We start from the raw sequence: 20,873 nt of genomic DNA, 5'->3' as shown, positions 1-20,873 counted from the left end.
TGGCCTTAAATTGGTTTTAAACGAATTGCATTTAGTACCTTTGCAGCGATTTTTAACTTAAAAAACTGCATAATGGGTAAAGGTTTTTTCCAAGTGCCGACAGCGTTCAACGAACCGATAAAAAGTTACGCTCCCGGCTCACCTGAAAGGGAAGAAGTACTTAAACAATACAAAGAATATTATAACGGCAAAGTAGAAGTACCGCTCTATATTGGCAGTGAAGAGATCGTGACAGGAAACACCAAACCGATGTCGCCACCGCATGACCACAAACATATCGTGGGCAAATACCATTTGGCCGAAAAAAAACATGTCGCCCAAGCTATAGATAATTGTCTGCATGCCCGCAATGAATGGGCAAATTTGAAATGGGAGCAGCGCGCCGCTATTTTTCTAAAAGCTGCCGAGTTGATTGCCGGGCCGTATCGTGCGAAAATCAATGCTGCGACCATGATCGCACAGTCAAAGACGATTCATCAGGCAGAAATCGATTCGGCCTGTGAGCTAATCGATTTTCTTCGGTTCAATGTGCAGTACATGTCTCAGATCTATGAAGAACAACCCGATTCTGCCGCGGGTATTTGGAACAGGGTCGAATACCGTCCGTTAGAGGGATTCATATATGCGATCACCCCGTTCAACTTTACGGCAATTGCCGGAAACCTACCTGCCAGTGCGGCGATGATGGGCAACGTAGTAGTTTGGAAACCCAGTGACAGTCAAATTTTTTCCGCCAAGGTCATTGTAGATGTCTTTAAAGAGGCCGGTTTACCTGATGGTGTCATCAATGTCGTTTATGGCGACCCCGTAATGATTACGGAAACGATTTTGGGCAGTCCTGATTTCGCCGGGATACATTTTACGGGGTCTACCCATGTATTCAAGAGTCTTTGGAAACAAATCGGAAACAACATTGACATTTACAAAACATACCCAAGAATTGTTGGTGAAACCGGCGGAAAAGACTTCATTATTGCCCACCCGACCGCGAATACGCAACAAGTTGCCACTGCCATTACGCGAGGAGCTTTTGAATTTCAAGGCCAGAAGTGCAGCGCCGCTTCAAGGGTATATCTTCCAAAATCAACATCAAAAGAAATTCTAGGTCTGGTAAAAAAGGATATTGAATCCTTTAATAAACCAGGCTCTCCGGAAGACATGTCCAATTTTATTACGGCGGTGATCCATGAAAATTCTTTTGATAAATTGGCGAAATATATCGATCAGGCCAAGCAGGACAAAAACGCCGAAGTTATTGCCGGTGGCAACTGTGATAAAAGTAAAGGGTATTTCATTGAGCCGACGGTCATATTGACCACAGACCCCCATTACACAACAATGGAAACCGAATTGTTCGGTCCAGTGGTGACCATTTACGTTTATGAGGACGCCGATTGGTCCAAGACCCTAAAACTCGTTGACGCAACATCTGAATACGCCTTGACCGGTGCGGTACTGTCAAAAGACCGTTACGCAATCGAAGAGGCCACCCAAGTACTTCAAAATTGTGCCGGAAACTTTTATATAAACGATAAGCCGACAGGTGCGGTCGTAGGCCAACAACCTTTTGGCGGCGCTAGGGCTTCGGGCACGAACGACAAAGCAGGTTCGGCCCAGAACCTTTTGCGATGGGTCTCGCCCAGATTGATCAAGGAAACATTTGTGTCGCCTGAAGATTATCGATACCCTTTTCTGGGCTAATTAAGAAGTTAAAGAATTAGGTTTTAGTAATGATTAGTTAGATTTTTATTACTTTTCATAAATAATACATACAAACACAGGACATTATTAAAAAACAAAAAAAATGAGAAAATTAGTATTAATGGCAGCGATGCTCATCGTAGCGTTCGGCTGCTATGCACAAGATAATTTGGCCCAAAACACAATTCAAGGTCTATTGGCAAGTAATCAAGAACAGGTGATACAACTTGCCCAAGCCTTTTCAGAAGATCAGTATGACTGGCGACCAATGGAGGGAGTAAATTCAGTTCGTGAAGCTCTCCTGCACATTGCGGGCGGCAATTACTTTCTTGCATCAAAATTGGGGTTCGCCCCACCCGCAGATGTTGATGTGATGAAATTGGGCGAGATTACGGGAAAGGAAAATGTCATCGCAGCACTGAGAAAATCGAACGAATTTGTGTTGAAAAATATCCCGATGGTTGAAAGTGACCAATTTGGCGAAGAGGTCGATTTCGGCTTTGCCAGAATGAACAAGCTTGGTGGTCTTTTGGCCATTATGGAACATAACGGCGAACATAAGGGCCAACTCATCGCCTATGCCAGATCCAATGGTGTCACTCCGCCTTGGAGTCTTCAATAATACCGAACCAATGATACCATATCGAGCCTTCGAAGCAATGTCTTTGAAGGTTTTTTTTATTTAAAATGACAGGAGCTATATACTTATTTGGCAATTTCATGGCCAAAAGGAGGTACGGAATATAAAAATGCAAAAGAACCATTAAATCAAGTGTCCCTATGAAAATCAATCTTTTAAGATGTTCTTTCTTCTTGATCCTATCATTTACGGCAACAATATCATGTTCCGATAGCGATGATACCCTCAATACAGTCTGTGGAACCACCGATCCCATCGAGGAACTCGATTGGTTAAGATCCGAAATAGCCATAAGGAGACGTGATGTTTCAGAAGATGCAAAATACCAATATATTTCAAGTGCCGAGTTTGAAGGCCAGACTGTCTTTCTCTATCGTAGTTGTGACCCAAAGGCCAACGTTATTGTTCCCGTGCATGATTGCGAGGGCCAAAATTTAGGGGAAATAGGCAATGAGTTCGTTTTAGATGATTTTACGAATATTCAACTGCTATTCAAACCCTTAAATTTTGCCTGTGAATAGCTACGCATTGAAAAGTCCATATACTTAGGTCGTCCCTATAATTGGGCAGAAAAACTACGCTTTTGTCGCTTTAGGACAATCTAAATGTAAATTTAACGTTAAGTAATTGTAAATTTTAAGTAATTTAACTTTAGCCGTTGATTACCTAACAATCGCTAACAATGAAAGATAATACCCATGTGACACAAAAAAGTGAGCCGAGGACATCGTTCTTAATACGCGTTCAGAGCTATGTAAGGTCTTATGCCAGAAAGTGCAGAAATTCTTATTTGAGTATGTTGAGCGTATAAGTTTACCCTTTGAATTTCATTGGCAGGTAGACCACTTTTTTCGTCTCAAAGAAACCCTCTTTAAAATAATCCGAAAGGTCATAAATCTGTGCCGTTTTATAGTCCGCCATCTCTTCGGTCAAATCACCCCCTTTCAAATAAAGTATTCCGTTACGTCGATTCTCGTCGATAGATTCCTTTTTTATACGTCCCTTTACCCACCAAACAAAAGTAGGCATGGCCGCTACGGCCCGACTGACAATAAAATCGAACCGGGCATCTAAATCTTCGACCCTGCTATGTATTGCGGTCACGTTGGTCAGTTTCAAACCGTCCACCACTTCTTGCACCACTTTTATTTTCTTACCGATGGCATCGACCAATGTAAATTGGGTATCGGGAAAAAGAATGGCCAATGGAATACCGGGAAAACCTCCGCCCGTGCCAACATCCAAGACTGAACTTCCCGGCCTAAATCGATGTATTTTGGCGATTCCCAATGAATGTAGCACATGGCGCAGATAGAGTTCTTCGATATCTTTTCTAGAAACGACGTTTATCTTTTGGTTCCAATCTTGGTAGAGCACCTCGAGCCGTTCAAATTGTGATTTTTGGCTTTGGGTCAAGTTTGGGAAATATTCGAACAATATTTGTGCACTCATGCTTATCTTTGTATTTGAACAAAAATAGTATATTCGAAGGCGCGATTTCCTGTCCATATTAAATCCCTTCGACAAAAAAGGCGATTGCTCTTTTTTATTTAAAAGATTTCATCCTATGGAGAATACGACCATTAGATTTTCCCGAAAAGATTCAGCTAAATTTTTCAAGACCTTGAACCAAAGGGTCAATGACTATTTCAAAGAGAATAAGCTTAAAAAAACCGGTAATTGGCGTTTGCACCTGAAAACCGTCATCATGTTCGCCCTTTTCTTGACCCCTTATTTTTTGATATTAACATTAGGGTTGCCAAATTGGGCAAATCTTTTATTGACCATCGTAATGGGAATCGGTATGGCCGGTGTAGGAATGAACGTCATGCATGATGGAAACCACGGGGCGTATTCGAACAAAAAATGGGTCAATAAAATAATGGGGAGCAGCATTTACATCTTAGCGGGAAACGTTTACAATTGGCAAGTACAGCACAATGTGCTCCACCATACATATACGAACATCCACGAACATGATGAAGACATGGAAGCGGGCCGTATACTGCGTTTCTCAAAACATGCCGAGTGGAAGAAACACCATAAATTCCAACATTTTTATTCCATTTTCCTTTATGGACTGCTAACCTTCAATTGGGCCGTAACTACCGATTTTCAGCAAATGTATCGTTATATGAAGCGAAAATTGGCCTATGGCAAGTTGCCCAACCCTGTCATCAATTGGAGCACGTTGGTAATAACAAAGATGCTCTACCTGACTATTTGGATTATCATTCCACTGATATTCATTGACATAGTTTGGTGGAAAGTTCTTTTGGGCTTCTTTATCATGCACTATGTCGCAGGGGTCATTTTGAGCGTCGTTTTTCAATTGGCCCATATTGTTGACGAAGCGGAAACGCCCCTACCCGATGAAAGCGGCAACATGAAAAATACTTGGGCCATACATCAGTTGTTCACAACGGTCAACTTTGGCACCAAAAACCGAATCGTCAATTGGTTTACAGGTGGGTTGAACCATCAGGTCGAACATCATATTTTTCCTAATATCAGCCATATTCATTACACAAAAATCTCAAAAATCGTTAAACAAACGGCCAAAGAATTTAATTTACCTTATAACGAATATAAAACTACTAGAAAAGCTATAATTTCGCACTTCAAACATTTAAAGGAATTGGGCAAACAGCCTTCACTGCAGTACTAGTAATTTTAAATTCACAATGAACGAACAACTTTCGGACAGGATTAACAGCGTTACTCCTTCCGCTACTCTAGAAATGGCCGCAAAGGCCCGTGAACTAAGGGCTTCGGGCAAAGATATCATCGGATTAAGTTTAGGCGAGCCCGATTTTGACATTCCTGACTATATAAAAAATGCCGCAATTCAGGCCGTGAACGACGGTTACAATTCGTACACTCCGGTCGATGGCTATGTCGAATTAAAACAAGCTATAATAACCAAGTTCAAGCGAGACAATAACCTCATCTATGAACCGGCACAGATCGTGGTCTCCACGGGTGCCAAGCAATCATTGTACAACATAGCTCAGGTTTGCCTGAACAAAGGTGATGAAGTCATTCTGCCCTGTCCGTATTGGGTAAGTTATTCCGATATTGTCAAATTAGCCGATGGAGTTCCCGTAGAGGTACCAACCTCGCTTGAAAACGATTTCAAAATGACCCCCGAACGGCTAGAAGCTGCCATTACGCCCCGAACAAAGATGTTATGGTACAGCTCTCCTTGTAACCCCAGCGGGTCTATTTACAGCAAAAATGAGCTCCGGGCCCTGGCAGATGTCTTGCAAAAACACCCACAGATCATCGTCGTGAGCGATGAGATTTATGAACACATTAATTACGGTGTCACCGCACATGCCTCAATGGCCCAATTTTCAGATATGTATGAGCGAACGGTAACCGTGAACGGGGTGGCCAAGGCATTCGCGATGACAGGCTGGCGTATCGGGTATATCGGTGCCCCCGCTTATTTGGCAAGAGCCTGCAACAAACTTCAAGGTCAAGTTACCAGTGGTGCCAACTGCATTGCTCAGCGTGCCGTGATAACCGCTTTGACCGAGTCGCCGGACCGCATCCGATATATGGTCGATGAGTTTCAAACACGTAGAAAATTGATATTGGATCTTCTAGGCGAAATTGAAGGATTCAATTGCAATGAACCCGAAGGGGCATTCTATGTTTTTCCCGATGTCTCCGCTTTTTTTGGAAAGACCTTGAACGGTAGTTTAATCAACAACGCGTCCGATTTTGCAATGTATCTTTTGGAGGCCGCCAATGTTGCTACCGTAACCGGTGATGCCTTTGGCAATGGCAATTGTATTCGTATTTCGTATGCCGCATCGGAAAAAGAGATCCGTGAGGCCATGGCAAGGATCAAATCAGTAGTATAGTAAGCTTTTCGCACCACTACCCTCTTAACCCCTAGACTCAAGAGTTCGCTCACAGAGCCTATGACCAGTGACAATTTTGTTGCGTTTGTTCAAACGAAAAATATGAAATTTCGAAGGTTAAAATTGATAAGGTCTCTACAGAACCGATATTATCTTTAAGTTCGTTTCCAAAAATAGGGGGTCAATAAGATCAAGACCGTAAAAAGTTCCAAACGACCGGCCAGCATCAGAAATCCGCACCACCATTTACCAAGATCGGGCAATCCGTTAAAGTTGCTCAGTGGATTCAAACTGCCAAAGGCCGGGCCCACATTGCCCAACGATGAAGCCGCCCCTCCAATAGCGGTTACGAAGTCCAATCCCAGAGCACCCAAGACCAGGGCACCGATGATAAAAAGTAGCATGTACAAAATCAAAAAACCGATAATGTTGTAGACAATATGCTCCTTTACCGTCTTATTGTTATACCGCACCGGAATAATGGCACTTGGGTGCAAGGTTCGCTTAAATTCGAGCAGACCGTTCTTAATGATCAATACATGCCGCATCACCTTGATACCGCCCGCAGTGGATCCGGCAGATCCCCCCAAAAACATCAGCCCGAAAAAGAAGATGGTCAAGAACGGCGTCCAACTAGTAAAATCGGCTGACACAAATCCAGTTGTCGTAATTACGGCAATTACCTGAAATAGGGCATGTCGAAACGAACTTTCGGCCGTACCCAGAACTTTTGGATGATATTCTGAAACCGGAACCTCGGCCTTAAAATAAATCACCAATGTGGCAATCAATGTAAAAAATACGATAAGCGCACCATAATATTTGAATTCCTCATCTTTCAACACACGTTGTACCTTACCTTTAAAAGCGAAATAACTGAGTACGAAATTCGTACCTGCCAAAAACATAAATAGTATAACGATATATTGAATGAGCGGCTGATCATTCCAAAAGGCAAGGCTCAGATTCTTGGTTGAAAACCCCCCCGTTGACAATGTTGCCAATGAATGGTTTATGGCATCGAAAAAAGACATGCCCGCAAGTTTCAGCAGCAAGGTTTCGGCGAGGGTGTACCCTACATAGATATACCACAGCCTTTTAGCGGTATCGGTAATACGCGGGTGCAATTTATCGGCGCTGGGGCCGGGGGCTTCCGCCGCGAACAACTGCATGCCACCTATGCCCAAAAGCGGTAGTATGGCAATGGCCAAGACAATTATTCCCATACCCCCTATCCAATGTGTAAGGCTGCGCCAAAAAAGAATGCCTTCGGGCAATGCCTCGATATCGTCTAAAATAGAGGCTCCTGTGGTCGTATAGCCCGAAATAGTCTCGAAAAAGGCATTGGTAATGGTCGGTATCGAACCTGAAAACAAATAGGGCAACATGCCTGATAAAGACATTACTATCCAGCCAAACGTGACTATTATATACCCTTCTTTACGTTTGACTTCTTTCTTATGTCCGCGGGTAAAATACATCGCCGTAACCCCTGTGAACAAGGTTGTCACTGCGGCAATGGCAATGTCAAGGGTAGCCCCATCATCATATATGCCACTCACCAGGGCGGCCAAAAGCATAAAACCGCCGTTGCAAAGCAATAGCAGGCCCATTAAATGTATTATGATTCTGGAGTTCAGCTCCATTTTATAAGAATAAACGCTCTATGACGGGTATGACTTCGGGCAGGCAACATACGACCACCCTGTCGCCGGCCATAATCTCAAAACCACCAAGGGCAATAATACCTTGGCCATCTCTTACCACCCCCCCTATGGTAGCCGATTTAGGAAAATCGAGTTCGCGTATGACGTTGCCCGTAACTTTTGAATCAGGCTTTACCACAAATTCCAAAATCTCTGCATTGAGATTGTTCAGGCGCATCAACGCAACGATCTCACCTTTTCTTATATGCCGAAAAATGTTATTGGCGGCCAAAAGTTTCTTATTTATCAAAGAATCGATACCAATGGAATGCGACAGTTGAAAATAATCCATATTCTCTACTAAAGCGATCGTCTTTCTGATATGTTTGGACTTGGCGACCAAACAAGACATAATGTTCGTTTCCGAATTTCCAGTAACGGCGACGAAGGCATCCATCGAGTCTAAACTCTCCTCTTCAAGAAGTTCGACATTTCTACCATCACCATTGATCACCAAGGCGTTCGGAAGTTCATCTGCCAAATCAAAGGCCTTTTCTTTATCCTTCTCGATCAATTTAACGTTGAAACTTTTTGCACATAGGTCTCGGGCCGCTTTATACCCCACTTTACTGCCTCCCAGAATCATTACATTTTTTACTTCGCGCTTCTTTTTTCCGGTAAGCTTGTAAAGTTCATCAACGCCTTCCTTCACGGTAATAAAATATACCCGGTCACCCTCCTTAAAAATAGTATCCCCACGCGGAATAACCGTGAATTGCGTACCCAAACGTTGCAGGGCTATCGGCATAAAATGTAGTTCGGGAAAAATTTTCGCGGCCTCCTTTACCATTTTGCCGACAAAAGGGGCGGTTTTACCCAAAGAAACCCCGATCATGATCAACTCGCCTTTTTCGAATTCATAGGTGTCGTTAAAGGCCGACTTGTTCAACAAAAGCTGAATTTCGGCCGCTGCCAATTCTTCGGGAGAAATAAGTTCGTCGATTCCCAACTCCGAGAATTTAATGGCATCTTTATTTTCGATGAACTCGGTATTCGATATTCTGGCAATGGTTCGTTTACTGCCCAACTGTTTGGCAAGCATACAAAGGGTGATATTCGTCGTTTCAGAAGAAGTGACCGCGATAACCAGGTCTGAGGTCTGTACCTTTGCATCGGTCAATACCTCTATCGAGGTGGCATCGCCACGTAACACCCTGATATCAAGATGGCTGTCTGCATATGCAAGGCTTTCCTTCTTTGTATCGATCAAGGTAATATCCTGCGATTCATAAGAAAGAAGCTTTGCCAAATGAAAGCCTACCTCGCCTGCGCCGGCAATTATTATTTTCATTTAGAATTTAAGTTGTATTTACGCCGAAGCCAAATATCTTCAAACAAGAATCAGAAAGAAAAACCCAATCGGGTTCGAAAGCCATAGTAAAGCCCATTTCGCAAAAAATTCGCAAATATTGCAATACGAAATTACACAAATAAATTCGATTGCCCTTTAAAAAACACAAGTAAAGAACTCTGAAGGATCTTCATTATTGTCTTCATATACCATTAATCGAACCTGTCTTATAGTATCTTTGACGAAAATTACACGATGGCAAAAAAAGTAATTCCCTATAAGGACTCCCAACTCGGCAAAAAAGAGCAGGTTACAAAAATGTTCGATACAATTAGTGACAATTATGACGGACTGAACCGAGTGATTTCTTTTGGCATTGACGTAAAATGGCGTCGTAGGGTAGTCGATCTACTGAAGACAAAAAAGCCGAAAAACATACTCGACATAGCCACGGGAACAGGTGACCTGGCCATCAATTTAACACAAACCGGGGCAGAAAAAATCGTAGGTCTCGACATTTCCCCGGGCATGCTTGATGTTGGTAGAAAAAAAGTGCGAAAAAAAAATATGGAAAATGTTATCGAAATGGTCGTCGGCGACAGCGAAAACCTCCCTTTTGAGAAGAATTCTTTCGATGCCGTTACGGTTGCCTTCGGGGTGCGAAATTTCGAAACTTTGGAAAAAGGACTCTTGGAAATATACCGTGTTTTACGGCCAAAAGGCACTTTTATAGTATTGGAAACTTCTATTCCGACGAAACCCCCCTTCAAACAGGGCTACCGATTATATACGAAATACATTTTGCCTGTCATCGGCCGCATTTTTTCAAAAGACAATAGCGCATATGGCTATTTGAGCGAATCAGCCTCGGTTTTTCCGCATGGTGAGGACTTCAACAATATTTTGCGCAAAATCGGGTTTATAGATGTAGAGAACAGGCCTCAGACGATGGGCGTCGCCTCTATCTATATTGCAACTAAGGCCAATTGACTTGTTACACTACAAACCAATGGTCGTTATCAAAATTTGAGGTCGGTTCGGCAGGATTCATTTTCCCATTTCCGGCCCTTTTAATTTGCGTAAATGAAGAAGTTGTTTTTTCTGGTGGCGTTAGGTGTCATTTTAAGCCAAAATGGCTATTCCCAATTTAAGGAAAATCCGGTACTCAATTTAGAGAACGAAGATGAGCCTTTGCTCAACTGGGGTTACTTTTTGGGATTCAACCGTTATGATTTCAAGTTTGATTACAAAGATTTCACCGATGACATTTTGGTCGATCAGTCAATAGGATTCAATGTCGGACTTATAGGTGAATTGCGGCTAAATCGCTTTTTAGATCTACGTTTCGAACCCGGATTACTTTACAATTCGCGAATACTGAACTTTCCAGGGTTTACCGGGGAGGATGACATTAAGCGCAATACGGTCAGGGAGGTCAAATCGACTTATATCAACTTTCCGCTGTTGCTAAAAGTAAGTACAAAACGCTTCGGAAACTGGAAGCCATTCATAATTGGGGGTGGATCCGCATCTCTAAATTTAGGAAGCAACGAGAGCAGTATTGATGACAATTCGGCCGGAACTTTTCGCATGACAAAATGGGTCTATAACTACGAACTCGGTTTCGGCATCGACTTTTATCTTGAATATTTCAAATTCACCCCGTCGATCCGCGGTGTTTTCGCCATTACCGACGAACTTGTTCGCGATTTGGAGCCTAACAGTCCTTGGACCGGTAATTTGGACGCCATGCGAACCCGAGGCATATTCATCAATTTTACCTTCGAATAAAATCGATCAAGCTATTTTCTCCTGATTTCATTCAATAAAATTGCCGTAGCGGTGGCGACATTCAGGCTTTCAGTTGTACTATCGCCAAACTGTGGAATGGCTATTTTAGAAGATATCAATTTTTCCACGTTCTTTGAGATCCCATTGGCTTCGTTGCCCATGACCAATATTCCGCCCTTAGGAAGTTGCTCTTTGTAAACCGAACTTCCACTCATAAAGGCGCCATATAAAGGTTTACCTGTATTATCCAGAAAATGCTCCAAATCATTATAGACAACATTTACCCGTGCTATCGAGCCCATACTGGCCTGAAGTACTTTTGGGTTATAACAATCGACCGTGTTCTTCGAACAGACCAAATTTTTTATGCCGAACCAATCACACAGCCTGATAATGGTACCCAAATTTCCAGGATCCCGAACATCGTCGAGCACCAATATCCAATCATCAAAATCAACCGTTTTCGATTCAGGAATGTAAAAGGCCCCCAAGGCCTGATTAGGATTCTTAAGGCCGCTCATTTGGCGTAGTTCAGAATTGGAAACAACCTCAACAATATCTGCCCGAGTCTTGAAATTCGACAAATCGGTGGTAAAGATCTTAAAGACCGTAAAATTTGAATTCAAAAGCTCTTGAACCATCTTGATTCCCTCTACCACGAACATTCGGTTTTTACTGCGGTACTTTTTTTGCTGTAAGCTTTTGATAAGTTTTATTTGGCTTTTGACAACCATACAAAAAATGTATTTTTGATTTCTATGATGACCCCGTTGCGCAATCCAAGATGCATGGCTAAAATAAGCTTATTATTGCTAGCGGTGGCGATTTCATCGTGCAATACGCTTCGACGCGTTGAAGATGACGAATCATTAATCGTCAAGAACACGGTTTTCGTTGACGACGAAAAGGTCAACAACGAAGAGATAGAGAGTTTGATCATTCAAGAACCCAATAGCAGTCTTTTGGGGTATCCACTGCGCCTAAACCTTTACAATTTGGCCAAAGTGAATCCTGATTCTTCTTTTCAGGCATGGCTTTACCGTAAACAGAAGCGCAAGCAACGTTTGGTCGACCTGCTATCGGAAAAACAGGTCAATAGACTGGGAGAGTCATTTTTGGTCAAAGGCATGAGCGAATGGCTCAAGAACATTGGCGAGGCCCCTGTGATATTGGACACAAGTGCCACCCGCAAGACCTTGCAGCGTCTTAGTGCATATTACAGCGGCAAAGGTTATTTCAACAACAGCACTACCTATGAAATTGTTGGTAAAAAGCGAAAACAGCGGGTCGGGGTGGCTTACAAAATAAACCTTGGACAACCCTATTTCATTGATTCAATTACGCATGATATTTCTTCTAAGGCCATCGATTCATTGTACTTTGCCCACAGTGAAGCATCGCTGATCAGCAAAGGAAAACAGTTCAATTCACTAGATTTTGCCCTTGAACGTGAAAGGTTGACGGCGATTTTCAAAAATTCAGGGGTCTACAATTTTCAGGAAAGTTCCATTGGTTTTGAAATTTTACGCGATTCGACAGCTAAAGGCGTCGACAAAGAACTTGATGTTCTTTTACAAATAGATGATCTAAGGGCGAGGCAAGAAAATGTCCTGACCACTTCTGAATATAAGGTCCATAAGTTCGACAAGGTCAATATCTATACCGATTTTCTTTTTGACGAGCGCGATGGCGAGCTTAAGTTTGAACGTTTTGGTGACTATACCATATTTTACAGAAATAAATTACGCTTCAAACCCAAGACCCTTACCGATGCCATTTTTTTTGAAAAGGATAGTATCTACAGGGAAATAGACCGCATACGAACCTATCGTCAGATTACCAACCTAAATGTATTCAAATATCCGAGTATCGTGATAGAGGAAGATAGTACGAATACAGATCTGACCGCCAATATTTACCTTTCCGCAAGGCCTAAATATTCATCGGGTTCAGAGTTCAATGTAACACGTTCAAACTTCCAGCAGATAGGTATGGGGCTCACTCAATCGCTACAGGCCAGAAATTTGTTCAGGGGAGCCGAGAACCTAAGCTTGTCGGGGCGTGTAAACCTGGGAGCGTCAAAAGACCCAATAATCGATGACAACCGTTTTTTCAATATCCTTGAATGGGGGGTCGACCTTAGCCTCAATTTCCCCAGAATCTGGTTTCCTTTCATTAAGACCGACAAAATCATAGCCAACTATATGTTGCCCCAGACCAGGGTCACTTTGGGCACCACTTCGCAAAGAAATATAGGTCTCGATAAACGGACTTTCAATACGATTTTTGGCTACAATTGGGCACCATCTGATTTTAGGCGACATTCATTGGAACTATTGAACGTTCAATTCGTGAAGAATCTGAATCCGGATCGTTTTTTCAACGTGTACACCAGTGCTTATAATCAATTGAACGACATTGCAACAAATCCGGTTAAAAATTATATCGGCAACCCCTTAGTATCTGATTTCTATACTTTTGATGATGACGGAAATGCCAGTTTGCTATTGCCCGATGATGACCCCGATACACCCGATGGTACGGCCGGTTTTATAAAAGCCGTCAAAAACCAAGGACTTATACCGACATCGGATGAGGATTATATTGACGTTGTGCGCATTGAGGAACGTCGAGAAAGGCTGACGGAGAACAATCTTATTTTTGCCAGTAACTATACCTTGAACACCAATAATAGGAATGGCCTGACCGACAATAGTTTTTATAGGTTCCGTTGGAAGCTCGAAAGTGCCGGAAATCTTCTATCGGGGCTTTCATATTTGATACCCTTTGACCAAGAAAATGATAAACTTTTGGTCTTCAACGTTCCTTATTCACAATATATAAAGACCGAGTTCGACTATGTGAAGTATTGGGATCTTAGGCGGTCGAATGTTTTGGCGTTCCATAGTTTTTTGGGTATCGCCGTGCCTTATGGCAATTCTGACAATATTCCGTTCGTGCGAAGTTATTTCGCCGGCGGTTCTAACGACAACAGGGCTTGGTACCCATATTCGTTGGGGCCCGGAAAGACCCGCGCCATCAACAATTTTAATGAGGCCAACTTGAAACTTGCATTTAATTTGGAATACCGTTTTCCGGTGGTCGGTGATATCAATGGCGCCCTGTTCGCCGATGCCGGCAACATTTGGAACGTCTTTGATAATGTTGATGACCCCGATGCCACTTTTAACGGTATCGGCTCATTGGCCGACATAGCATTGGGTACGGGGTTCGGCCTACGCTACGATTTTACGTATTTTCTTTTCAGGGTAGATTTGGGTTTCAAGACGTATAATCCTGCTGAAGAGCAGTCAAAAAGATGGTTTCGAACATATAACTTTTCGAATTCCGTACTTCAAATCGGCATCAATTATCCTTTTTAGAGTTAATAATTTATTACTTTAGCCGTTCAATTTACAAACCGATAGACCTAAAAATTATGGCCCACAATATAAAACCGGGTGTAGCCACCGGCGATGACGTTCAAAATATTTTCAATTATGCCAAGGAGAGGGGGTTCGCACTTCCGGCCGTTAATGTTATCGGCTCCAATACTATAAATGGAGTACTCGAGACCGCGGCAAGCTTGAATGCTCCTGTCATTATACAGTTTTCAAATGGAGGAGCCCAGTTCAATGCAGGCAAGGGACTTTCGAACGAAGGCCAAAAAGCAGCGATTCAAGGAGCCATCGCAGGTGCCAAACACGTTCATCAACTTGCCGAGGCATATGGTGCCACGGTTATTTTGCATACCGATCACTGCGCCAAGAAATTGTTGCCGTGGATCGATGGCCTTCTTGACGCCAGCGAAAAACATTTTGCCGAAACCGGAAAATCATTGTTTAGCTCGCACATGATCGACCTTTCAGAAGAGCCGATCGAGGAAAATATAGAACTCTGCAAGGTTTACTTAGAACGCATGGCCAAAATGAATATGACGCTCGAAATCGAGTTGGGCATAACCGGCGGAGAAGAAGACGGCGTCGATAATTCAGATGTAGACGATTCAAAACTATATACCCAGCCCGAAGAAGTGGCCTATGCCTATGAAGAACTCTCGAAGGTCAGTCACAGGTTTACGGTGGCCGCGGCATTTGGCAATGTGCATGGTGTCTACAAGCCCGGCAACGTAAAGTTGACCCCGAAAATTCTTAAGAACTCGCAAGAATATATTTCCGAAAAATATGGCGTTGGCCATAATCATATCGATTTTGTGTTTCATGGCGGTTCAGGTTCGACCATCGAAGAAATACGTGAGGCCATCGGCTATGGCGTAATAAAAATGAATATCGATACCGATATGCAATATGCCTTCCTTTCGGGTGTTCGTGACTATATACAAGACAAAAAAGATTTTCTTCAATCCCAAATAGGAAACCCGAACGGGGCCGACGAACCCAACAAGAAATTCTATGACCCCCGAGTTTGGCTTCGCGAAGGCGAAAAAGCCTTTATCGATCGTTTGAAAAAAGCTTTCGAAGACCTTAATAATGTGAATACGTTATAGTAGTTGAACACCAATTGCCAAACCCAAAAAATCGATACTATGTCGTCTTGGTTCAAAAGAAAAGAAAAGGGAATTCAGACTTCTACCGACCAGAAAAAAGATACCCCGAAAGGACTTTGGTATAAATCACCGACAGGTAAAATTGTCGAGTTCGAAGATCTCGCCAAGAATTTTTATGTAAGCCCCGAAGATGATTACCACGTACGTATTGGAAGCAAAGAGTATTTCGGAATTCTTTTCGACGATAACAAGTTTACCGAATTGGATGCAAAGCTTACCTCGAAGGATCCATTGAAGTTCGTTGATACCAAGAAGTATTCGGAAAGATTGAAGGCTGCCCAGAAAAAAACGTCACTTAAAGATGCGGTGCGTACCGCGAGGGGAAAATCGATGGGCAAAGACCTTACCGTGGCCTGTATGGATTTCAGTTTTATCGGTGGATCGATGGGGAGTGTGGTAGGTGAAAAAATAGCCCGTGCCATCGACCATGCGATCAAGAAAAAGACACCATTTGTAATGATTTCGAAATCTGGTGGGGCAAGAATGATGGAAGCTGCACTTTCATTGATGCAATTGGCAAAGACATCTGCGAAACTGGCACAGCTTTCCGATGCGGGGCTACCTTATATTTCGTTGTGCACCGACCCTACCACTGGAGGCACCACGGCTTCGTATGCCATGTTGGGCGATATCAATATTGCAGAGCCCGGTGCACTGATCGGTTTTGCCGGGCCAAGAGTAGTTAAAGAGGCCACGGGCAAAGAACTCCCCGAAGGCTTTCAGACCGCCGAATTTGTTCTCGAACATGGTTTCCTTGATTTTATAGTTCACCGCAGAGACCTTAAGAAGAAAATAAATCTGTACATTGATTTGATCCAGAATAACCCGATTCGGGCCTAAGCGGCAATCATGAAACCTTTTCATGTTATTCCCTTTATAATCGTATGGTTTTGTTGCTGTTCAACCGATAAAGAAAATACCATTGCCATTGCCATGACCAAGGAAATGGCCATGTATCAACAAAATACCGGATTGGCCGAAGTTACGAACGTGACCGTATCGGGTGGTGAAAATTCATATACCTTAAGCGTAACCCTCAAAAGCCCGGACACAGGTTGTAATCAATATGCCGATTGGTGGGAAGTATTCGATCTGGACGGAAATCTTATTTATAGAAGGATTTTGACACATAGCCATACGAACGAACAGCCTTTTACGCGAACGGGCGGCCCTGTCGAAATCGCGGCCGATTTGGAAATCTACGTTCGTGTGCACATGAACAATTCAGGATATTCTAACAAAGTGTTCAGGGGTTCCGTGACAAAGGGATTCTTGGCCGAAGATCTTGACATTGAATTTGCCAAAGATTTGGAAACGGAAGAACCACTCCCGACAGGTTGTGATTTTTAGGAGGCGTACCGGTCTACGCGAAATTCTTCCACCTCAAAAAAAATCACATAATCTTACGTCAAAGCCATAATAATCTTATCTTTGCCGCCTGATTGTCTCGTCCTGAGCTTGTCGAAGGAAAAGACAGTCGGATACATAATAATCATTTAAAATAATATTGGAATGTATTTAACCAAAGAAGTAAAGGCCGAAATCTTCAAGAAACATGGGGGTAACGCTGAAAACACAGGTTCGACCGAAGGGCAGATCGCATTGTTCACGCATCGCATCAACCATTTGACCGGTCACCTAAAAAGAAATCACAAAGACTTCAACACCGAGCGTTCACTGGTACGTTTGGTAGGTAAAAGAAGAAGTCTTCTCGATTATTTAAAAAAGAAGGATATTGTAAAATATCGAGAGCTTATCAAAGAATTGAATATAAGAAAGTAATTTATAAAAGTTAAGGGTCGGTAATTTCCGGCCCTGAATTTTATATATATTCCAAGTCCTGAATATGAAATCCGAAAATTGGTTCGGAGGGCAAGCATAAAAAGCTACACTTGGTTTTTCATTGGTCGACACAACAACACAACCTTCCGGTCTCAACATCCGGATGACCATTGTTTAACAGTTCCGCACGTGCGGAATAAAATCAAATTTATGATTCCAAAAGTATTTAAAGAGGTCATCGACCTTGGCGATGGAAGGGAAATTTCCATCGAAACCGGAAAATTGGCGAAACAGGCGCATGGTTCTGTCGTCGTGCAATCCGGCAAATGTATGTTATTGTGTACGGTAGTTTCAAACTACAAGCAAAGCGATGTCGATTTTCTACCGCTTACCGTAGATTACCGTGAAAAGTTCGCTGCCGCCGGACGTTACCCGGGCGGCTTCTTCAAAAGAGAGGCCAGACCTAGCGATGGAGAAGTCTTGACCATGCGCTTGGTAGACCGCGTACTGCGACCACTTTTTCCAAAAGATTATCATTCTGAGACCCAGGTGATGATCCAATTGATGTCACACGATGAAAACGTAATGCCCGATGCCATGGCCGGTCTGGCGGCGTCGGCAGCGATACAGCTATCGGACTTCCCGTTCGAATGCGCCATTTCAGAAGTTAGGGTAGGACGTGTAAACGGTGAGTTCATCATCAACCCCACTAGAGCACAATTGGAAGAATCGGATATCGATATGATAATCGGTGCTTCTGCCGATTCCGTTATGATGGTAGAAGGTGAAATGGACGAGATTTCGGAGGAAGAAATGACCGAGGCGATCAAATATGCGCACGAGGCCATTAAGGTACAATGTGCCGCCCAATTAAAATTGGCCGAAGCTTTCGGTAAGAAAGAAACGCGCGAATACGAGCCCGAAAGAGAAGACGAGAACTTGGCGAAAAAAGTACATGAGCTTACCTATGACAAAGTATATGCAGTCGCCAAAGCAGGTTCTGCCAAGCATGAAAGAAGTGCTGCTTTCGAAGCCATCAAAGAAGAGGTCGTAGCAACTTTCTCGGAAGAAGAACTCGAAGATTTTGGCGATTTGGTCTCTAAATATTTTTACAAGGCCGAAAAAGCTGCCGTCCGCGACCTTACCTTAAATGAAGGTTTACGATTGGACGGTCGCAAGACCGATGAAATTCGTCCCATCTGGTGCGAGGTAGATTACCTGCCGTCGACGCATGGTTCGGCTATTTTTACCCGGGGCGAAACCCAGGCTCTTGCTACCGTAACCTTGGGAACATCGAGGGATTCGAATCAGATAGACATGCCTTCACATGAGGGTGAGGAACGTTTTTACCTACACTACAACTTTCCACCTTTCTCGACGGGAGAGGCACGGCCCATCCGTGGTACATCTAGAAGGGAAGTAGGTCATGGTAATTTGGCGCAGCGTGCCTTAAAAGGCATGGTTCCCGATGATTGCCCTTATACCGTGCGTGTGGTTTCAGAAGTATTGGAATCGAATGGTTCTTCCTCAATGGCGACCGTATGTTCAGGTACTATGGCACTAATGGATGCCGGTGTACAATTGAAAAAACCCGTTTCAGGGATTGCAATGGGACTGATTACCGATACCGATTCTGGAAAATATGCCGTCCTTTCCGATATTTTAGGCGATGAAGATCATCTTGGTGATATGGACTTCAAAGTTACCGGAACCGCTGACGGAATTACGGCTTGCCAGATGGATATCAAGGTGAAAGGCCTGTCTTATGAAATCTTGGTTAAAGCTTTAAAACAAGCTCGCGACGGTCGTTTACATATTCTAGAAAAATTAACCGATACCATTGCCGCTCCGAACGCAGATGTAAAAGCACATGCGCCCAAAATGGTCACTAGAACCATCCCTAATGAGTTTATCGGTGCACTTATTGGCCCCGGCGGAAAAGTGATTCAAGAGCTTCAGAAAGAAACGAATACTACCATCGTAATCAATGAAGACCCTGTGACCGAAGAGGGCATTGTTGAGATTTTGGGCACCGACCAAAACGGAATCGATGCCGTACTGGCAAAAATCGATTCGTTGATGTTCAAACCCGAAGTTGGCAGTGTTTACGAAGTTAAAGTTATCAAGATGCTCGATTTTGGGGCCGTGGTAGAATATACCGAAGCTCCGGGCAATGAAATTTTGCTTCACGTATCTGAATTGGCATGGGAACGAACCGAGAACGTTTCCGATGTGGTAAACATGGGCGATGTTTTCGACGTAAAATATACAGGCATCGATCCCCGTACCAAGAAAGAAAGGGTCTCAAGAAAGGCTCTTTTACCAAAACCAGAAGGTTTTACGGAAAGACCACCACGAAGGGACAATAATCGCGGAAGGGACAACCGTCGTGACAACCGCGATCGTAAACCTAGAAGGGATTAACGATCTCTGATTATTAGAAATTTCTAAAAAGGCTCCGATACATAAATCGGGGCCTTTTTTATGTCTTTTACCCGATAAATCGAAGTTTTTAATCTGTTTTGTAACATTCCTGCGAATTTTACGTATAAGTATATGCAGTCTATACAATTTGAACTTAATTTACGTACATGAGACAGCTCAAGATCACAAAACAGGTTACCAATAGGGAAACCGCATCTTTGGACAAGTACTTGCAAGAAATAGGCAAAGTTGACTTGATTACCGCAGATGAAGAAGTAGAATTGGCACAACGCATCAAGGCAGGCGACCAGATCGCTCTTGAAAAACTCACAAAGGCCAATCTTCGATTCGTGGTATCGGTCGCCAAGCAGTACCAAAACCAAGGACTTACTTTACCGGATTTGATCAACGAGGGAAACCTTGGCCTGATCAAGGCCGCCCAACGTTTTGACGAAACACGTGGATTTAAATTTATTTCGTACGCCGTATGGTGGATCCGTCAGTCCATCTTACAGGCATTGGCCGAGCAATCGCGTATCGTGCGCTTGCCTTTGAACAAAATCGGATCTATAAACAAGATCAACAAGACTTTTGCTTTTTTGGAGCAAGCACATGAGCGTCAGCCATCCGCCGAGGAAATTGCAAAAGAGTTGGACATGACCGTCGAAGATGTAAAACAATCCTTAAAAAACTCAGGGCGTCACGTCTCGATGGATGCCCCATTGATCGACGGTGAAGATTCAAATCTCTACGACGTACTTCGTAGCGGTGAATCTCCAAATCCTGACAAAGAATTGTTGCATGAATCACTAAGAACCGAGATCGAACGTGCCCTGGAAACTTTGACACCAAGGGAAGCTGATGTAATTCGTTTGTATTTTGGCTTAGCCGGACAACATTCGATGACGTTGGAAGAAATAGGTGAAACCTTCGACCTTACAAGGGAAAGGGTGCGTCAAATAAAAGAAAAGGCGATTCGAAGGTTGAAACACACTTCGAGAAGTAAAATATTGAAGACCTATCTTGGATAGATAACCCGTCAAACTGGCGGAATTTACAGGCCAAGACACAAGTTAGATGTTAAATTTTCCATAAATTG

General features: G+C 43.2%; 18 protein-coding genes. 14 read left to right on the top strand and 4 right to left on the bottom strand.

Annotation, left to right across the window (positions count from 1 at the left end; genetic code table 11):
• Positions 1–72 precede the first annotated feature (72 nt).
• The 3 genes from pruA to ACEZ3G_RS14480 all read left to right on the top strand — a co-directional run bounded on the left by pruA (position 73) and on the right by ACEZ3G_RS14480 (position 2,862).
• Positions 73–1,701: an L-glutamate gamma-semialdehyde dehydrogenase gene (gene pruA / locus ACEZ3G_RS14490; RefSeq protein ID WP_432426231.1), complete on the top strand. Its 1,629-nt coding sequence runs from the start codon at positions 73–75 to the stop codon at positions 1,699–1,701.
• 103 nt (positions 1,702–1,804) lie between these two features.
• Positions 1,805–2,323, top strand: coding sequence for a DinB family protein (locus ACEZ3G_RS14485; protein ID WP_432426230.1), 519 nt, complete (start codon positions 1,805–1,807; stop codon positions 2,321–2,323).
• A 158-nt stretch (positions 2,324–2,481) separates the two neighbouring features.
• Positions 2,482–2,862 carry a hypothetical protein gene (locus ACEZ3G_RS14480; protein ID WP_432426229.1) on the top strand — a complete coding sequence of 127 codons (381 nt, stop codon included), beginning with the start codon at positions 2,482–2,484 and terminating at the stop codon, positions 2,860–2,862.
• 292 nt (positions 2,863–3,154) lie between these two features.
• Here the strand turns inward: ACEZ3G_RS14480 and rsmG are convergent, their stop codons facing one another.
• On the bottom strand, positions 3,155–3,793 hold the full coding sequence (gene rsmG / locus ACEZ3G_RS14475; RefSeq protein ID WP_432426228.1) for a 16S rRNA (guanine(527)-N(7))-methyltransferase RsmG: 639 nt from the start codon (positions 3,791–3,793) through the stop codon (positions 3,155–3,157).
• A gap of 115 nt (positions 3,794–3,908) precedes the next feature.
• Here rsmG and ACEZ3G_RS14470 point away from each other — a divergent pair, with 115 nt between their 5' ends.
• Together ACEZ3G_RS14470 and ACEZ3G_RS14465 are read left to right on the top strand one after the other, a co-directional pair.
• Positions 3,909–5,009 (top strand): fatty acid desaturase family protein, encoded by a 1,101-nt coding sequence (locus tag ACEZ3G_RS14470; protein WP_432426227.1) that lies wholly within the window; start codon positions 3,909–3,911, stop codon positions 5,007–5,009.
• Between the two features lie 16 nt (positions 5,010–5,025).
• Positions 5,026–6,213, top strand: a complete 1,188-nt coding sequence (locus tag ACEZ3G_RS14465; protein WP_432426226.1) for a pyridoxal phosphate-dependent aminotransferase — start codon at positions 5,026–5,028, stop codon at positions 6,211–6,213.
• 155 nt (positions 6,214–6,368) lie between these two features.
• On the opposite strand, the gene ACEZ3G_RS14460 is transcribed toward ACEZ3G_RS14465, so the two are convergent.
• Complete coding sequence (locus ACEZ3G_RS14460; RefSeq protein WP_432426225.1) at positions 6,369–7,859, bottom strand: TrkH family potassium uptake protein; 1,491 nt, start codon at positions 7,857–7,859, stop codon at positions 6,369–6,371.
• 1 nt (position 7,860) lies between these two features.
• Positions 7,861–9,210, bottom strand: coding sequence for a Trk system potassium transporter TrkA (gene trkA / locus ACEZ3G_RS14455; RefSeq protein WP_432426224.1), 1,350 nt, complete (start codon positions 9,208–9,210; stop codon positions 7,861–7,863).
• A gap of 255 nt (positions 9,211–9,465) precedes the next feature.
• Here trkA and ubiE point away from each other — a divergent pair, with 255 nt between their 5' ends.
• Entirely contained in the window at positions 9,466–10,200 is a 735-nt protein-coding gene (gene ubiE, locus ACEZ3G_RS14450; RefSeq protein WP_432426223.1) for a bifunctional demethylmenaquinone methyltransferase/2-methoxy-6-polyprenyl-1,4-benzoquinol methylase UbiE, read from the top strand.
• 93 nt (positions 10,201–10,293) lie between these two features.
• Positions 10,294–11,001, top strand: coding sequence for a type IX secretion/gliding motility protein PorT/SprT (porT, locus tag ACEZ3G_RS14445; protein WP_432426222.1), 708 nt, complete (start codon positions 10,294–10,296; stop codon positions 10,999–11,001).
• An 11-nt stretch (positions 11,002–11,012) separates the two neighbouring features.
• Here the strand turns inward: porT and ACEZ3G_RS14440 are convergent, their stop codons facing one another.
• Complete coding sequence (locus ACEZ3G_RS14440; RefSeq protein WP_432426221.1) at positions 11,013–11,735, bottom strand: TrmH family RNA methyltransferase; 723 nt, start codon at positions 11,733–11,735, stop codon at positions 11,013–11,015.
• A 54-nt stretch (positions 11,736–11,789) separates the two neighbouring features.
• On the opposite strand from ACEZ3G_RS14440, the gene tamL reads away from it, so the two are divergent.
• The 7 genes from tamL (at position 11,790) to ACEZ3G_RS14405 (ending at position 20,805) form a co-directional block, all read left to right on the top strand.
• On the top strand, positions 11,790–14,384 hold the full coding sequence (gene tamL / locus ACEZ3G_RS14435; RefSeq protein ID WP_432426220.1) for a translocation and assembly module lipoprotein TamL: 2,595 nt from the start codon (positions 11,790–11,792) through the stop codon (positions 14,382–14,384).
• Between the two features lie 56 nt (positions 14,385–14,440).
• Positions 14,441–15,508: a class II fructose-bisphosphate aldolase gene (fbaA, locus tag ACEZ3G_RS14430; RefSeq protein ID WP_432426219.1), complete on the top strand. Its 1,068-nt coding sequence runs from the start codon at positions 14,441–14,443 to the stop codon at positions 15,506–15,508.
• A 39-nt stretch (positions 15,509–15,547) separates the two neighbouring features.
• Positions 15,548–16,408 carry an acetyl-CoA carboxylase, carboxyltransferase subunit beta gene (gene accD, locus ACEZ3G_RS14425; RefSeq protein WP_432426218.1) on the top strand — a complete coding sequence of 287 codons (861 nt, stop codon included), beginning with the start codon at positions 15,548–15,550 and terminating at the stop codon, positions 16,406–16,408.
• Between the two features lie 9 nt (positions 16,409–16,417).
• Positions 16,418–16,918: a hypothetical protein gene (locus ACEZ3G_RS14420; RefSeq protein WP_432426217.1), complete on the top strand. Its 501-nt coding sequence runs from the start codon at positions 16,418–16,420 to the stop codon at positions 16,916–16,918.
• 162 nt (positions 16,919–17,080) lie between these two features.
• The gene (gene rpsO / locus ACEZ3G_RS14415; RefSeq protein WP_432426216.1) at positions 17,081–17,350 is read left to right on the top strand and encodes a 30S ribosomal protein S15; all 270 of its coding nucleotides are present in this window, start codon (positions 17,081–17,083) and stop codon (positions 17,348–17,350) included.
• A gap of 210 nt (positions 17,351–17,560) precedes the next feature.
• Complete coding sequence (locus ACEZ3G_RS14410; RefSeq protein ID WP_432426215.1) at positions 17,561–19,774, top strand: polyribonucleotide nucleotidyltransferase; 2,214 nt, start codon at positions 17,561–17,563, stop codon at positions 19,772–19,774.
• Positions 19,775–19,941: 167 nt separating this feature from the next.
• A complete protein-coding gene (locus tag ACEZ3G_RS14405; RefSeq protein WP_126162497.1) occupies positions 19,942–20,805 on the top strand; it encodes a sigma-70 family RNA polymerase sigma factor in 864 nt (287 codons plus the stop codon).
• Positions 20,806–20,873: the final 68 nt, after the last annotated feature.

Source organism: Meishania litoralis, assembly GCF_042611095.1.
GTDB classification, from domain to species: Bacteria; Bacteroidota; Bacteroidia; order Flavobacteriales; family Flavobacteriaceae; genus Meishania; species Meishania litoralis.
This window is presented reverse-complemented; position numbering and strand designations above follow the sequence as displayed.

Excerpts from the sequence above, each read along its gene's own strand:
- ACEZ3G_RS14440 (WP_432426221.1), bottom strand. The coding sequence starts at position 11,735 with ATGGTTGTCAAAAGCCAAATAAAACTTATCAAAAGCTTACAGCAAAAA.
- fbaA (WP_432426219.1), top strand. The coding sequence starts at position 14,441 with ATGGCCCACAATATAAAACCGGGTGTAGCCACCGGCGATGACGTTCAA.
- ACEZ3G_RS14420 (WP_432426217.1), top strand. The coding sequence starts at position 16,418 with ATGAAACCTTTTCATGTTATTCCCTTTATAATCGTATGGTTTTGTTGC.
- ACEZ3G_RS14405 (WP_126162497.1), top strand. The coding sequence starts at position 19,942 with ATGAGACAGCTCAAGATCACAAAACAGGTTACCAATAGGGAAACCGCA.
- tamL (WP_432426220.1), top strand. The coding sequence starts at position 11,790 with ATGGCTAAAATAAGCTTATTATTGCTAGCGGTGGCGATTTCATCGTGC.
- ACEZ3G_RS14465 (WP_432426226.1), top strand. The coding sequence starts at position 5,026 with ATGAACGAACAACTTTCGGACAGGATTAACAGCGTTACTCCTTCCGCT.
- rpsO (WP_432426216.1), top strand. The coding sequence starts at position 17,081 with ATGTATTTAACCAAAGAAGTAAAGGCCGAAATCTTCAAGAAACATGGG.
- ACEZ3G_RS14480 (WP_432426229.1), top strand. The coding sequence starts at position 2,482 with ATGAAAATCAATCTTTTAAGATGTTCTTTCTTCTTGATCCTATCATTT.
- ACEZ3G_RS14470 (WP_432426227.1), top strand. The coding sequence starts at position 3,909 with ATGGAGAATACGACCATTAGATTTTCCCGAAAAGATTCAGCTAAATTT.
- ubiE (WP_432426223.1), top strand. The coding sequence starts at position 9,466 with ATGGCAAAAAAAGTAATTCCCTATAAGGACTCCCAACTCGGCAAAAAA.
- accD (WP_432426218.1), top strand. The coding sequence starts at position 15,548 with ATGTCGTCTTGGTTCAAAAGAAAAGAAAAGGGAATTCAGACTTCTACC.
- ACEZ3G_RS14460 (WP_432426225.1), bottom strand. The coding sequence starts at position 7,859 with ATGGAGCTGAACTCCAGAATCATAATACATTTAATGGGCCTGCTATTG.
- ACEZ3G_RS14485 (WP_432426230.1), top strand. The coding sequence starts at position 1,805 with ATGAGAAAATTAGTATTAATGGCAGCGATGCTCATCGTAGCGTTCGGC.
- ACEZ3G_RS14410 (WP_432426215.1), top strand. The coding sequence starts at position 17,561 with ATGATTCCAAAAGTATTTAAAGAGGTCATCGACCTTGGCGATGGAAGG.
- trkA (WP_432426224.1), bottom strand. The coding sequence starts at position 9,210 with ATGAAAATAATAATTGCCGGCGCAGGCGAGGTAGGCTTTCATTTGGCA.
- porT (WP_432426222.1), top strand. The coding sequence starts at position 10,294 with ATGAAGAAGTTGTTTTTTCTGGTGGCGTTAGGTGTCATTTTAAGCCAA.
- pruA (WP_432426231.1), top strand. The coding sequence starts at position 73 with ATGGGTAAAGGTTTTTTCCAAGTGCCGACAGCGTTCAACGAACCGATA.
- rsmG (WP_432426228.1), bottom strand. The coding sequence starts at position 3,793 with ATGAGTGCACAAATATTGTTCGAATATTTCCCAAACTTGACCCAAAGC.